Source organism: Mesorhizobium sp. B2-4-2, assembly GCF_006442845.1.
Classification (GTDB): Bacteria; Pseudomonadota; Alphaproteobacteria; order Rhizobiales; family Rhizobiaceae; genus Mesorhizobium.
On sequence record NZ_VFVM01000017.1, the window covers coordinates 88894 to 102766 of the forward strand.

At 63.3% G+C, this 13873-nt stretch carries 13 protein-coding genes; 12 read left to right on the forward strand and 1 reads right to left on the reverse strand.

Features of this window, described 5'->3' with window-relative positions:
* Positions 1 to 86 precede the first annotated feature (86 nt).
* The 12 genes from mdh to lpdA all read left to right on the forward strand — a co-directional run bounded on the left by mdh (position 87) and on the right by lpdA (position 12002).
* Positions 87 to 1055, forward strand: a complete 969-nt coding sequence (mdh, locus tag FJ942_RS26740; protein WP_140492808.1) for a malate dehydrogenase — start codon at positions 87 to 89, stop codon at positions 1053 to 1055.
* A gap of 30 nt (positions 1056 to 1085) precedes the next feature.
* Positions 1086 to 2279 (forward strand): ADP-forming succinate--CoA ligase subunit beta, encoded by a 1194-nt coding sequence (gene sucC, locus FJ942_RS26745; protein ID WP_140492804.1) that lies wholly within the window; start codon positions 1086 to 1088, stop codon positions 2277 to 2279.
* A 4-nt stretch (positions 2280 to 2283) separates the two neighbouring features.
* The gene (locus FJ942_RS26750; RefSeq protein WP_140518078.1) at positions 2284 to 2655 is read left to right on the forward strand and encodes a cupin domain-containing protein; all 372 of its coding nucleotides are present in this window, start codon (positions 2284 to 2286) and stop codon (positions 2653 to 2655) included.
* A 4-nt stretch (positions 2656 to 2659) separates the two neighbouring features.
* On the forward strand, positions 2660 to 3157 hold the full coding sequence (locus tag FJ942_RS26755; RefSeq protein WP_140899488.1) for a DUF1579 family protein: 498 nt from the start codon (positions 2660 to 2662) through the stop codon (positions 3155 to 3157).
* Positions 3158 to 3240: 83 nt separating this feature from the next.
* Complete coding sequence (locus FJ942_RS26760; protein ID WP_140492797.1) at positions 3241 to 3546, forward strand: hypothetical protein; 306 nt, start codon at positions 3241 to 3243, stop codon at positions 3544 to 3546.
* A complete protein-coding gene (locus tag FJ942_RS26765) occupies positions 3473 to 3889 on the forward strand; it encodes a PIN domain-containing protein (protein WP_140899490.1) in 417 nt (138 codons plus the stop codon). Before FJ942_RS26760 ends, FJ942_RS26765 begins: the two co-directional genes overlap by 74 nt.
* A gap of 26 nt (positions 3890 to 3915) precedes the next feature.
* Complete coding sequence (gene sucD, locus FJ942_RS26770) at positions 3916 to 4818, forward strand: succinate--CoA ligase subunit alpha (RefSeq protein ID WP_140518080.1); 903 nt, start codon at positions 3916 to 3918, stop codon at positions 4816 to 4818.
* A gap of 138 nt (positions 4819 to 4956) precedes the next feature.
* Complete coding sequence (locus tag FJ942_RS26775; protein WP_140899492.1) at positions 4957 to 7941, forward strand: 2-oxoglutarate dehydrogenase E1 component; 2985 nt, start codon at positions 4957 to 4959, stop codon at positions 7939 to 7941.
* Between the two features lie 47 nt (positions 7942 to 7988).
* Entirely contained in the window at positions 7989 to 9275 is a 1287-nt protein-coding gene (gene odhB / locus FJ942_RS26780; protein ID WP_140899494.1) for a 2-oxoglutarate dehydrogenase complex dihydrolipoyllysine-residue succinyltransferase, read from the forward strand.
* 86 nt (positions 9276 to 9361) lie between these two features.
* Entirely contained in the window at positions 9362 to 9820 is a 459-nt protein-coding gene (locus FJ942_RS26785) for a hypothetical protein (RefSeq protein ID WP_181167375.1), read from the forward strand.
* Positions 9817 to 10572 carry an SDR family oxidoreductase gene (locus tag FJ942_RS26790; RefSeq protein ID WP_140554849.1) on the forward strand — a complete coding sequence of 252 codons (756 nt, stop codon included), beginning with the start codon at positions 9817 to 9819 and terminating at the stop codon, positions 10570 to 10572. The genes FJ942_RS26785 and FJ942_RS26790 overlap by 4 nt, the downstream gene beginning before the upstream one ends.
* Before the next feature lie 26 nt (positions 10573 to 10598).
* Positions 10599 to 12002, forward strand: a complete 1404-nt coding sequence (lpdA, locus tag FJ942_RS26795; protein WP_140899496.1) for a dihydrolipoyl dehydrogenase — start codon at positions 10599 to 10601, stop codon at positions 12000 to 12002.
* Between the two features lie 562 nt (positions 12003 to 12564).
* Here the strand turns inward: lpdA and FJ942_RS26805 are convergent.
* Positions 12565 to 13632, reverse strand: coding sequence for a TraB/GumN family protein (locus FJ942_RS26805; protein WP_140559275.1), 1068 nt, complete (start codon positions 13630 to 13632; stop codon positions 12565 to 12567).
* Positions 13633 to 13873: the final 241 nt, after the last annotated feature.

Below are 13873 nucleotides of genomic sequence, written 5' to 3' on the forward strand. Positions count from 1 at the left end.
CGCAGCATTCCGGTCTCTTCCTCGACGCCGTCATCAGATCGTCAGCGATTTGAGCGACATCACGAACAAAGGGAAACTATCCTGACATGGCACGCAACAAGATAGCGCTTATCGGCTCTGGCATGATCGGCGGCACGCTCGCTCACATGATCGGCCTCAAGGACCTCGGCGACGTGGTTCTGTTCGATATTGCCGAAGGCATCCCGCAGGGCAAGGGGCTCGATATTGCGCAATCGTCGCCGGTCGACGGGTTCGATTCCAGGCTGACCGGCGTCAACGACTATGCCGGGATCGAAGGGGCGGACGTCTGCATCGTCACCGCCGGCGTGCCGCGCAAGCCGGGCATGAGCCGCGACGATCTGCTCGGCATCAACCTCAAGGTCATGGAACAGGTCGGCGCCGGCCTGAAGAAGTACGCGCCGAAGGCCTTCGTCATCTGCATCACCAATCCGCTGGATGCGATGGTCTGGGCGCTGCAGAAGTTTTCCGGCCTGCCCAACACCCATGTCGTGGGCATGGCCGGCGTGCTTGACAGCGCTCGCTTCCGCTATTTCCTGGCCGAGGAGTTCAAGGTCTCGGTCGAGGACGTCACCGCCTTCGTGCTCGGCGGCCATGGCGATTCCATGGTGCCGATGATCCGCTATTCGACGGTTGCAGGCATTCCTCTGCCCGATCTCGTCAAGATGGGCTGGACCTCGAAGGAGAAGCTCGACCAAATCGTGCAGCGCACCCGCGACGGCGGCGCCGAGATCGTCGGCCTGTTGAAGACCGGCTCGGCCTATTATGCGCCGGCCGCATCGGCGATCTCGATGGCCGAAGCCTATCTCAAGGACAAGAAGCGTGTGCTGCCTTGCGCGGCCCATCTTTCCGGCCAGTATGGCGTGAAGAACACCTATGTCGGCGTTCCCGTGGTGATCGGCGCCGGTGGCGTCGAGCGCGTCATCGAGATCGAGCTTTCCAAGCCAGAGCAGAAGATGTTCGATAGCTCGGTAGCGGCGGTGCAGGGCCTGACCGAGGCCTGCGTCAAGATCGCGCCGCAACTCGCCTCGAAGTGAACCCCAGCAGCTGATCCGGAGACGATCCAGATGAACATCCATGAATATCAGGGCAAGGCGCTGCTGAAGGGCTTTGGCGCGCCGGTGGCCCAAGGCGTGCCGGTGTTCAAGGCGGATGAGGCGGAAGCCGCCGCCAAGGCGCTGCCCGGCCCGCTCTATGTGGTGAAGAGCCAGATCCATGCCGGCGGCCGCGGCAAGGGCAAGTTCAAGGAGCTCGGGCCCGACGCCAAGGGCGGCGTGCGGCTGGCCAAGTCGGTCGCCGACGTCGTCGCCAACGCCAACGAGATGCTCGGCCACACGCTCGTGACCAAGCAGACCGGCCCGGCCGGCAAGCAGGTCAACCGGCTCTATATCGAGGATGGCGCCGATATCGAGCGCGAGCTCTATCTGTCTGTTCTGGTCGACCGTTCGGTCGGCCGCATCGCCTTCGTCGTCTCGACCGAAGGCGGCATGGACATCGAGGCGGTCGCCCACGACACGCCGGAAAAGATCATCACCGTCGCCATCGATCCGGAAAAGGGCGTTACCGCGGATGACGTGAAGAAACTCAATGGCGCGCTGAAGCTCGACGGCGATGCTGCCAGGGACGGCGGCACGCTGTTCCCGATCCTCTACAAGGCCTTCGTCGAGAAGGACATGAGCCTGCTCGAGGTCAATCCCCTGATCGTCATGAAGAACGGCCGGCTGCGCGTCCTCGACGCCAAGGTGTCGTTCGACAACAACGCGCTGTTTCGCCATCCGGATGTGCTCGAGCTGCGCGACACCACCGAAGAGGACGAGAAGGAGATCGAGGCGTCGAAATACGACCTCGCCTATGTCGCGCTCGACGGCAATATCGGCTGCATGGTCAATGGCGCCGGCCTCGCCATGGCGACGATGGACATCATCAAGCTCTACGGCGCCGAGCCGGCCAACTTTCTCGATGTCGGCGGCGGCGCGTCGAAAGAAAAGGTGACGGCGGCCTTCAAGATCATCACCAGGGATCCGGCGGTCAAGGGCATCCTGATCAACATCTTCGGCGGTATCATGAAATGCGACATCATCGCCGAGGGCGTTATCGCCGCGGTCAAGGAAGTGGGCCTGAAAGTGCCGCTGGTCGTGCGCCTTGAAGGCACCAATGCCGAACTCGGCAAGAAGATCATCAACGACAGCGGCCTCAACGTCGTGTCGGCCGACGATCTTGACGACGCGGCCAAGAAGATCGTGGCGGCGGTGAAGGGCTGATCAAGTGCCTCCGCGCAAGATAAATCTCGTCGAGGCGGCGGATGCGAAGATCGCGGAGGTCTTCGATCCGCATATCGCCGGCGACGTCAATGACAGCCAGGCGAAGGTCGCCAAGTTCGGCGCGGTTTTCGACTGGCACGCCCATGACAACGAAGACGAAGCCTTCCTCGTGCTGCGCGGTCGCATCGCCATCGATTTCCGCGACGGTCCGGTCGAACTCGGCGAAGGCGACTTCATCGTCGTGCCGCGCGGCGTCGAACACCGGCCGCGTTCGCTGACACCGGAACCTGTGGTGCTGATGTTCGAACCGGCAACGACGCTCAACACCGGCAATGCCAAGAGCGCTCTCACCGTCACCGACCTGAAGCGGCTGTGAACCCATGAACGCTGCGCCTTTCTCCTCGCTCTCGGCCGATCACCAGCGCCTGCAGGCTCTGGTCGGCGCGTGGCGCGGCGAGGAAGAGGTCGCGGACACACAATGGGCCGATGGGGGCTCAGCGACTTCGGAAGTACTGGCAGAGGCACAGTTCGGCGGCCTGTTCGTAGTGCAACGCTATCGCCAGCGCCGCGACGGGACGATTTCGTTCGGCACGCACAGCGTGTTCGGCTTCGACCGGCAAAACAGCCTTGTCACCATGCATCAGTTCGATTCGATGGGCTTTGTGCCGGCCTCGCCGGCCTCCGGCACGTGGGAGGGCAACACACTGACGCTGTTGCGCTCGTCGCCGCGCGGGGCCGCACGCGTGACCTACGCTTTCGACGGCAGCGACAGCTATCGCATGCGACTGCAATTCCAGCCCGTCGGCAGCGACGGCTGGCAAGACATGATGAGCGGCCTTTACCGGCGCGTCCCGCCTTCCGTTTTGGGGGATGGCTGAGCGATGGAAATCCTGGGCAAAGCGGTTGAAGAAAGACACATAATCACACATATATTGGCTGTGTGTTTATGTGGAGACGAGCGATGAAGAACGTCACCCTGGCCATGGACGAGGCACTGCTTGAGAAGGCGCGAGGCCTTGCCGGACGTCGCAAGACGACGCTCAACGCCCTCATTCGTTCACTGCTTGCGCATGAAGTCGAGCAGGAAGATCGGATTGCCTGGGCCAAGGCGGGAATGAAGCGGCTTATGGACGAGGCTGCGAAACGGAGCGACAGCGCCGACACCCCCTACAAGTGGGATCGAAGGGACGCCTATGCCGACCGGGAAGATCGACTGCTTTCTCGACACGAACGTCCTGATCTACGCGGCTTCGGAGAAGAATCGTGACCCACGTCGCGCGCCAATCGCAGAAGACCTGGTATCGAGCACTGTCTTTGGCGTGTCGGGGCAAACCTTGGCCGAATTCACAGCGGTGGCGCGAGGAAAATCCCTTCTGGGGGATGATCTGCTCGACCAATGGCTGGTCCTCCTCGGCACTTGTCCGCTGGTGCCTGTCGACGAAAGCTATGTTCGCGCAGGACTGGACCTCGCCCGCCGCTACGGAATTCACTACTACGAGGCCGCGCTTCTTGCCGCAGCCGGATATCTCGGCGCGCCGATTTTCTACACCGAAGATCTCAACCACAACCAGGTTTATGGCTCGGTGCGAGCCGTCAATCCTTTCTTGTAATCGCTGAATTCAGAGGCGTTCTCACCATGTCCATTCTCGTCGACAAGAACACAAAGGTGCTCGTGCAGGGCCTGACCGGCAAGACCGGCACCTTCCACACCGAACAGGCGCTGGCCTATCACGGGACCAAGATGGTCGGCGGCATCCATCCCAAGAAGGGCGGCGAAACCTGGACCGGCGCCAAGGGCGAGAACCTGCCGATCTTCGCCACCGTCGCCGAGGGCAAGGCCAAGACCGGCGCCAACGCTTCCGTCGTCTATGTGCCGCCGGCGGGTGCTGCCGAAGCCATCATCGAGGCCATCGAGGCCGAAATCCCGCTCATCGTCTGCATCACCGAAGGCATTCCCGTCATGGACATGATCAAGGTCAAGGCGCGGCTCGACCGTTCGACGTCGCGGCTGATCGGCCCGAACTGTCCCGGCGTGCTCACCCCCGACGAATGCAAGATCGGCATCATGCCCGGGAACATCTTCCGCAAGGGTTCGGTCGGCGTTGTTTCGCGCTCGGGAACGCTTACCTATGAAGCCGTGTTCCAGACCACCAATGTCGGCCTCGGCCAGACCACCGCCGTCGGCATCGGTGGCGATCCCGTCAAAGGCACCGAATTCATCGACGTGCTCGAAATGTTCCTCGCCGACGACGAGACCAAGTCGATCATCATGATCGGCGAGATCGGCGGCTCGGCCGAGGAAGACGCCGCGCAGTTTCTCAAGGACGAGGCCAAACGCGGCCGCCGCAAGCCGATGGCGGGCTTCATCGCCGGACGCACGGCGCCGGCCGGCCGCACCATGGGCCATGCGGGCGCGGTCATCTCGGGCGGCAAGGGCGGCGCCGAGGACAAGATCGCGGCAATGGAATCGGCCGGGATAAAAGTTTCGCCATCGCCGGCCCGGCTGGGCACGACGCTGGTCGAGGCAATTAAGGGCTAGTGAGTAGTCAATAGTGAGTAGTGAAAAGGGAAGAACGGGTGAGTAGCAGCTGAACGGGAAAGTCTTAATTTTTCCTACTCCTTACTGACTACTCACTATTCCCCTCGAAAGGAGACGGAGCCAGGCTCCGCAGACAAAATGGCACGACAAGATCAGGCCAACGACCAATTTTCGCTCACCTCTTTCCTCTATGGCGGCAATGCCGATTATATCGACGCGCTCTATGCGGCGTATGAGGACGATCCAGCCTCGGTCAATCCCGAATGGCAGGAGTTCTTCGCCGGCCTGAAGGACGATGCCGGGGATGTCCGCAAGAACGCCAAGGGCGCCTCGTGGGCCAAGCCCTCCTGGCCTCTGCAGGCCAATGGCGAGCTGGTATCGGCGCTCGACGGCAATTGGGGCCTGGTCGAAAAGCACATCGAAAAGAAGGTCAAGGAGAAGGCTGCCGCCAACGGTGCCGCCCCTTCCGACGCCGACGTGCACCAGGCGACGCGCGATTCCGTGCGCGCCATCATGATGATCCGCGCCTATCGCATGCGCGGCCATCTGCACGCCAATCTCGACCCGCTCGGCATCGCCACGCTCGAGGACTATAACGAGCTGTCGCCGGAGAATTACGGCTTTACCGAAGCCGACTACGACCGGCCGATCTTCCTCGACAATGTGCTCGGGCTCGAATTCGGCACCATCCGCCAGATGCTCGACATCCTGACCCGCACCTATTGCTCGACGCTGGGCGTCGAGTTCATGCATATCTCCGATCCGGAAGAGAAAGCGTGGATCCAGGCGCGCATCGAGGGCGCCGACAAGGAGATCTCCTTCACCGCGACCGGCAAGAAGGCGATCCTACAGAAGCTGATCGAGGCCGAGGGCTTCGAGCAGTTCGCCGACGTCAAGTTCAAGGGCACCAAGCGCTTCGGCCTCGACGGCGGCGAAGCGCTGATCCCGGCGCTGGAGCAGATCGTCAAGCGCGGCGGTCAGCTCGGGCTGAAGGAGATCGTGCTCGGCATGGCGCACCGCGGCCGCCTCAACGTGCTCTCCCAGGTGATGGCCAAGCCGCATCGCGCCATCTTCCATGAATTCAAGGGCGGCTCGGCCGCACCCGACGAGGTCGAGGGCTCGGGCGACGTCAAATACCATCTTGGCGCCTCGTCGGACCGCGAGTTCGACGGCAACAAGGTGCATCTGTCGCTGACCGCCAATCCCTCGCATCTTGAAATCGTCGACCCGGTGGTGATGGGCAAGGCGCGCGCCAAGCAGGATTATCTGTTCGGCCGTGGCCGCGAGGAGATCGTGCCGCTGGAAGAGCGGGCCAAGGTGCTGCCGCTTTTGCTGCATGGCGACGCCGCCTTTGCCGGCCAGGGCGTCATTGCCGAAATCCTCGGCCTGTCCGGCCTGCGCGGCCACCGCGTTGCCGGCACGCTGCATTTCATCATCAACAACCAGATCGGCTTCACCACCAATCCGCGCTTCTCGCGCTCGTCGCCCTACCCGTCCGACGTCGCCAAGATGATCGAGGCGCCGATCTTCCACGTCAACGGCGACGATCCGGAGGCCGTGGTGCACGCCGCCAAGGTGGCGATCGAATTCCGCATGAAGTTCCACAAGCCTGTCGTGGTCGACATGTTCTGCTACCGCCGCTTCGGCCACAATGAGGGCGACGAGCCGGCCTTCACGCAGCCGATCATGTACCGCAACATCCGCAACCATAAGACAACGGTGCAGATCTATGCCGACCGGCTGATCGCCGAAGGCCACTTGACGCAGGCCGAGTTCGACAAGCTCAAGGCCGACTGGCGGGAGCATCTGGAATCCGAGTGGGAAGTCGGCCAGCATTACAAGCCCAACAAGGCCGATTGGCTGGATGGCGCCTGGTCGGGCCTGCGTACGGCCGACAACCAGGATGAACAGCGGCGCGGCAAGACCGCGGTGCCGGCCAAGACACTGAAGGAGATCGGCAAGAAGCTGACCGAGGTGCCGAAGAATTTCGAGGCGCACAAGACGATCATCCGCTTCCTCGAAAACCGCCGCCAGGCCATCGAATCCGGCGAAGGCATCGACTGGTCGACGGCCGAGGCGCTGGCTTTTGGCGCCATCCTGCTCGACGGCAACCCGATCCGCCTCTCCGGGCAGGATTCGGAGCGGGGTACCTTCTCGCAGCGCCATTCCGTGCTCTACGACCAGCGCGACGAGACCCGCTACATCCCGCTCAACAATCTGTCGGCGGCGCAGGCCGGCTATGAGGTCATCAACTCAATGCTGTCCGAAGAAGCCGTGCTCGGCTTCGAATATGGCTACAGCCTGGCCGAGCCTAAGGCGCTGACGTTGTGGGAAGCGCAGTTCGGCGACTTCGCCAACGGCGCCCAGGTGGTGTTCGACCAGTTCATATCCAGCGGAGAGCGCAAGTGGCTCCGGATGTCGGGCCTCGTCTGCCTGCTGCCGCATGGCTATGAAGGCCAGGGACCGGAACATTCGTCTGCCCGGCTCGAGCGTTTCCTGCAGCTCTGCGCCGAGGACAACATGCAAGTGGCCAACTGCACGACGCCGGCCAACTACTTCCATATATTGCGCCGGCAGTTGAAGCGCGACTTCCGCAAGCCGCTGATCCTGATGACGCCGAAGTCGCTGCTGCGCCACAAGCGGGCGGTGTCGACGCTGCCGGAAATGTCGGGCGAAAGCTCGTTCCACCGGCTGCTGTGGGACGATGCCCAGCTCTTGCCCAACCAGGCCATCAAGCTGACCAAGGATTCCAAGATCCGCCGTGTCGTGCTGTGCTCGGGCAAGGTCTATTACGACCTCTACGAGGAGCGTGAGAAGCGTGGCATCAACGACATCTATCTGCTGCGCGTCGAACAGCTCTACCCGTTCCCGGCCAAGGCGTTGATCACCGAATTGTCGCGCTTCCGCAATGCCGAAATGGTGTGGTGCCAGGAGGAACCCAAGAACATGGGCGCCTGGTCGTTCATCGACCCGTATCTGGAATGGGTGCTGGCGCATATCGACGCCAAGCACCAGCGGGTGCGCTACACCGGCCGGCCGGCATCCGCCTCGCCGGCGACCGGGCTTATGTCCAAGCATCTCGCCCAGCTCGCCGCCTTGCTCGAAGACGCGCTCGGCGAGTAGGCAGAGTTGAGCGAATAGAACAGACAGACAACAAACGGACAGGCACAATGGCTACCGAAATCCGCGTTCCCACTCTCGGCGAATCCGTCACCGAGGCAACCATCGGCAAATGGTTCAAGAAGGTGGGCGATGCCATTGCCGCCGACGAGCCGCTGGTCGAGCTCGAAACCGACAAGGTGACGGTCGAGGTTCCCTCGCCGGGCGCTGGAACCTTGGGCGAGATCGCGGCCAAGGAAGGCGAGACGGTCGGGGTCGGCGCGCTTCTGGGCTCCATTTCGGCCGGCGGCGCCGCCGCACCAGTCACCAAGCCGCAAGCCGTGGCGCAGGCATCGAGCCCCGATGCGGCGCAGACCACCAAGCAGGCCGCCGCCGAGACCGCCAAGGTCGCAGGCGACGCCGGTCCGGTCGAGCCGCGCACCATGCCGCCGGCACCGGCAGCGGCGAAACTGATCGCCGAGAACAATCTGTCGGTCGACCAGCTTTCCGGCTCCGGCAAGCGCGGCCAGGTGCTGAAGGGCGACGTGCTCGACGCCATCTCCAAGGGTGCGCCGTCGCAGCCGGCCGAGACGCCGAAGGCGGCCCCGGCCCCGGCAGCGCCGGTTGCTGCCCGTGCGCCGTCCTCAGGCGACGACGCGGCTCGCGAGGAGCGCGTGCGCATGACCAAGCTGCGCCAGACCATCGCGCGCCGGCTCAAGGAAGCGCAGTCGACCGCCGCCATGCTCACCACCTTCAACGAGGTGGACATGTCAGCGGTGATGGCGCTCAGGACCAAGTACAAGGACGTGTTCGAGAAGAAGCACGGCGTGAAGCTCGGCTTCATGGGCTTCTTCACCAAGGCCGTCACCCATGCCTTGAAGGAAATCCCCTCGGTCAACGCCGAGATCGACGCCACCGATATCATCTTCAAGAACTACGCCCATATCGGCGTCGCCGTCGGCACCGAGAAGGGTCTGGTCGTTCCGGTGGTGCGCGATGCCGACCAGATGTCTATCGCCGAGATCGAGAAGGAGATCGGCCGGCTCGGCATCGCCGCGCGCGACGGCAAGCTGTCGGTCGCCGACATGCAGGGCGGCACGTTCACGATTTCCAATGGCGGCGTCTACGGGTCGCTGATGTCCACGCCGATCCTCAACGCGCCGCAGTCGGGTATTCTGGGCATGCACAAGATCCAGGACCGGCCCGTGGTGGTCGGCGGCCAGATCGTGATCCGGCCGATGATGTATCTGGCGCTGAGCTACGATCACCGCATCGTCGACGGCAAGGAAGCGGTGACCTTCCTGGTGCGCGTCAAGGAAAGCCTGGAGGATCCGGAACGGCTGGTGCTTGATCTGTGAGGCGGTCGGATGGCGGCTCGCGGTCGGAGTAGCCAATAATGGCCCTGTTCCCTGGGCCTGCCAGACCGATAGCGCTGGCGGCCGGTATGGCATTCGCCGCTGTCCACGCTAATGCCGCATGCCCGGCCGAACTCGCCGTCTACGGCGATGCCCAGAGCGGCAGTGAGATCAATTTTACGCCGACCGGCACGTCGGCGACCGTCACCAACACGTTCCGCTTGATCCTCGACAACGATGTGGTGCTGAACGGCATCGTCCAATGGAACGAAGGTGTTTCGCGGCCGAACGGGGCGCTGATGTACAAATGCCCGGGAGGCGACGTTACCGGCACCGAGCTTGCCGCCTGCACCTTGTGGAGCGGCGTCATCTATACGTCGGATGAAAAGGGCAGCATCGGCCTGTTGCCGGCCGAAGGCGTCGAAGCACCGAAGACGCTGATCCTGCCCGATCTCGGTCCGGTGTTGCATCAATCCACCGCCCATGGCGGCAGCGGATTTTCGAAAGTGCCGTCGGATGTGTTCGCCTTGAAGGGGTGCCAGGAATGAGCGGGACGCAAAAGGTGCTGCTGGTCACCGGCGGCAGCCGCGGCATCGGCGCCGCGATCTGCCGGCTCGGGTCGAAGGCTGGCTATCGCGTAGCGGTCAACTACACCTCCCACCAGACCGCCGCCGAGGCACTGGTCGGCGAAATCAAGGCCGCAGGCGGCGAGGCCTTTGCGGTCAGGGGCGATGTCGGCGTCGAATCCGATATCGTTGCCATGTTTGAAGCCGTCGACCGCGGCTATGGCCGGCTCGATGCTTTCGTCAACAATGCCGGCATCGTCGACGTCAAGGCGCGGGTCGATGAGATGGATGTTTCACGGCTGGAGCGCATGATGCGCATCAATGTCGTGGGGTCGTTCCTCTGCGCCCGCGAAGCGGTGAAGCGGATGTCGAGCCGTCACGGTGGGTCGGGTGGATCCATCGTCAACATCTCGTCGGCTGCGGCAGTTCTGGGCTCGCCGGGCGAATATGTCGACTACGCCGCGTCCAAGGGCGCGATCGACACCTTCACCATGGGGCTCGCCCGCGAGGTGGCGCTGGAAGGCATCCGCGTCAATGCGGTGCGGCCGGGCATCATCGATACCGAAATCCATGCCTCGGGTGGACAGCCGGACCGGATAGAACGCTTCCGCGATCTTCTGCCGATGAAAAGAGCCGGCACCGCGGATGAAGTCGCGGGCGCGGTTCTCTACCTGTTGTCCGATGCCGCGTCCTATACGACCGGCGCGATCCTGAATGTCAGCGGCGGCCGCTGAGCGCCCCAAGAAAAAGGGAAACAAACATGGCTTATGACGTCGTAATCATCGGCTCGGGACCGGGCGGCTATGTCTGCGCCATCAAGGCGGCGCAGCTCGGGCTGAAGGTCGCGGTGGTCGAGAAGAACCCGACCTTCGGCGGCACCTGCCTCAACATCGGCTGCATTCCGTCCAAGGCGTTGCTGCATGCCTCCGAGATGTTCGCCGAAGCCGGCCACTCCTTCGACACACTGGGTGTCGAAGTGACACCGAAGCTCAATTTGAAGAAGATGATGGCGCACAAGGACGCCACGGTGACGGCGAACGTCAACGGCGTCGCCTTCCTGTTCAAGAAGAACAAGATCGATAGTTTTCGCGGCATCGGCACGGTGGTCGCGGCGGGCAAGGTGTCGGTGACGAGCGAGGACGGCAAGGTCGAGGAAATCGAGACGAAGAACATCGTCATCGCCACCGGCTCGGATGTCGCCGGCATTCCTGGCGTCACGGTCGACTTCGACGAAAAAGTCATCGTGTCCTCGACCGGCGCGCTGTCGCTGGACAAGGTGCCCGGCCATCTCGTCGTGGTCGGCGGCGGCGTCATCGGGCTCGAGCTCGGCTCGGTCTGGGCGCGGCTCGGCGCCAAGGTCACCGTGGTCGAATTCCTCGACACCATCCTCGGCGGTATGGACGGTGAGGTCTCCAAGCAATTCCAGCGGCTGCTCTCCAAGCAGGGCTTCGAATTCAGGCTCGGCGCCAAGGTCACCGGCGTCGCCAAGGCCAAGAAGGGCGCCAGCGTCACTTTCGAGCCTGTGAAAGGCGGCGCGGCCGAGACGATCGAGGCCGACATGGTGCTGATCGCCACCGGCCGCCGCGCTTTCGCCGACAGCCTGGGCCTGAAGGAAGCGGGCGTCGAGGTCGATGAGCGCGGCCGGGTCAAGACCGACGCGCACCTCAGGACCAACGTACCAGGCATCTATGCCATCGGCGATGTCATCGCCGGGCCGATGCTGGCGCACAAGGCCGAGGATGAGGGCGTGGCAGTGGCCGAGACCATTGCCGGCCAGGCCGGCCATATGAACTATGACGTCATTCCGAGCGTCGTCTACACCAGCCCGGAGATCGCTTCGGTCGGCAAGACCGAGGAAGAATTGAAGAAGGCCGGCATCGACTACAAGGTCGGGAAATTCCCGTTCACCGCCAATGGCCGGGCGCGCGCCATGCTGCACACCGACGGCTTCGTCAAGATCCTGGCCGACAAGGCCACCGACCGCGTGCTCGGCGTTCACATCGTCGGCTTCGGCGCCGGCGAGATGATCCACGAGGCGGCGGTGCTGATGGAATTCGGCGGCTCGTCGGAAGATCTCGCCCGCACCTGTCATGCCCATCCGACCATGTCGGAAGCAGTGAAGGAAGCGGCATTGGCGACGTTCTTCAAGCCGATCCATATTTAGAACGATCCAGGAAAACCGTGAAACGGTTTTCCCGGGCAAGCGCGTAACGCTTCCCTTGAGGGAATTGCCTCCTTGCCTGCCCCAAACAGAACGGCCCACCGGAAGGCGGGCCGTTCTTCGTTGAAAGCCGTGGCCCGATTACTGGGCCGGTGCGGGAGCTGGGGCCGGCGCAGGAGCCGGTGTCGCCGGTGCAGGGGCCGGCGCGGGTGCTGGGGCAGGGGCAGGGGCAGGAGCCGGTTCGGCGGGCTTCATCGGCTCCGCGGGCGCTGGCGCCGGGGCCGGTGTGCTTGCGGCGGGCGGTTCGGTCGCCGGATGCTCACCACTTCTTCCGAAAACATAATACGCGACAATCGCCAGAATAACGACGACCAATGCAATCAGCCAAGGGCTGCCGCCGCCACCTGATCTGGGCGTGTCGTTTGATGGATTCGCCATAAAAGTGTCCTCCGTGGATGAAAATGATCAATCAACAGCCATCAACGCGCAACCGTTGATGGGGTTTCACGCTAGGGAAGGAAAGCGCCGAAAACGCGGCGCCTGATTCCTCCGCTGCCCACGCGACTCAATCGACAGCGGTGACAGTATAGCCGGCTTTGCGGAAATCCTCGACCAGGCCCTCGGGACCGGGCAGATGCAGCGCGCCGACGGCGATGAAGGCACTGCCTTTGGCGAGGAATGGTCCGGCATGATCGACCATCGCCTTGTTGCGGCTGGTGATCATGGTCTGCTCGAACGCCGCGTAGCCTGTCGCGTCGCCCGTCTCGCCGGGCAGCACGGCGCGAAACAGCGGCCAGAACATGCCGGTCTCGCCGCGCTGGTAGAGCACGATCATGGTTTCGTTGACGTCGTTCATCTTGTCGCCGAGCTTCAGTGTGTCGACCAGTCCCTTCATGTGGAACGCCATCGGCAGCGAAGCCATGGCGCGCAGCTGGTCGGCGACGGTCTCCAGCCCTTCGACGGATTTTCCGGAGGCCTTGGCATCCTCGGCAAGCTTGACGTCGAGCACCGGCGCGCCGCCGGCCTTGCGGGCGAGCTCGCAGGCTGGAAGCGCCACCATGGCCGACAGCATCCACGGCTTCATCTTGGCGACGGTTGCCGGCGGGATGCCGCGTTCGTCGAGCGCCTTGTCGACCGCCGCGGCGTCGTCGGGCGACAGCAGCGACGACAGCGTGGTGCTGTCGGTGAACATCATCAGCTCCGGCTGCTTGAGCAGGGCCGCCATCATCTTCTGCTGGTCGAGCACTTCGGTGGTCTCGATGACGATGGTGCCGGCGCCGTCATAGGCCTTCTGCGCGGCCGGCGGCAGCGCGGTGACGCGCGGGTCGGTCATATGCATGGTGCCGAACAGGAAGGACGGCTGTTCGCCCGTCTTCTCCAGCTTCCACAGCAGGCCCTTGCCGTTCGGCGTTGCGGCGGCTTCCGCCTCGATCTTGCGGTAGGTGGACGGGTCACTTTTCTGCAACGCCGACAGCATGTCGGCGCCAGTGCAGGACGGGATTTCGGCATGCGCCTTGCCCGCCGCGAACAACAGGACGGCGAGCAGAGACAGGAAGAACAGCACATGGAACGCCAGGAGCAGCTTCAGCGAGAAGAGCGCAGCGCGGTCGGCGATGACGATGACCCGTTTCATGGTCCTTTCCTAAGCTGGAAAAACGGCAAAACGGTTAACCCGGAGAACGAAATTGTCTTCGGTTCAATCAGTTTTGACTATCGCTCGAATTACTGAACGGCTTGCGGTTGGTTGAGCCGCCCACCCCTCATCATCCCGTGGCGAAGTCCGGAAGCCTCGCGCAACCCCAATACTTCACGCCCTCGGGTGAGCCGATTCATAGATCTCCAACAGCCTCGCCGTATCGACGCCGGTGTAGATC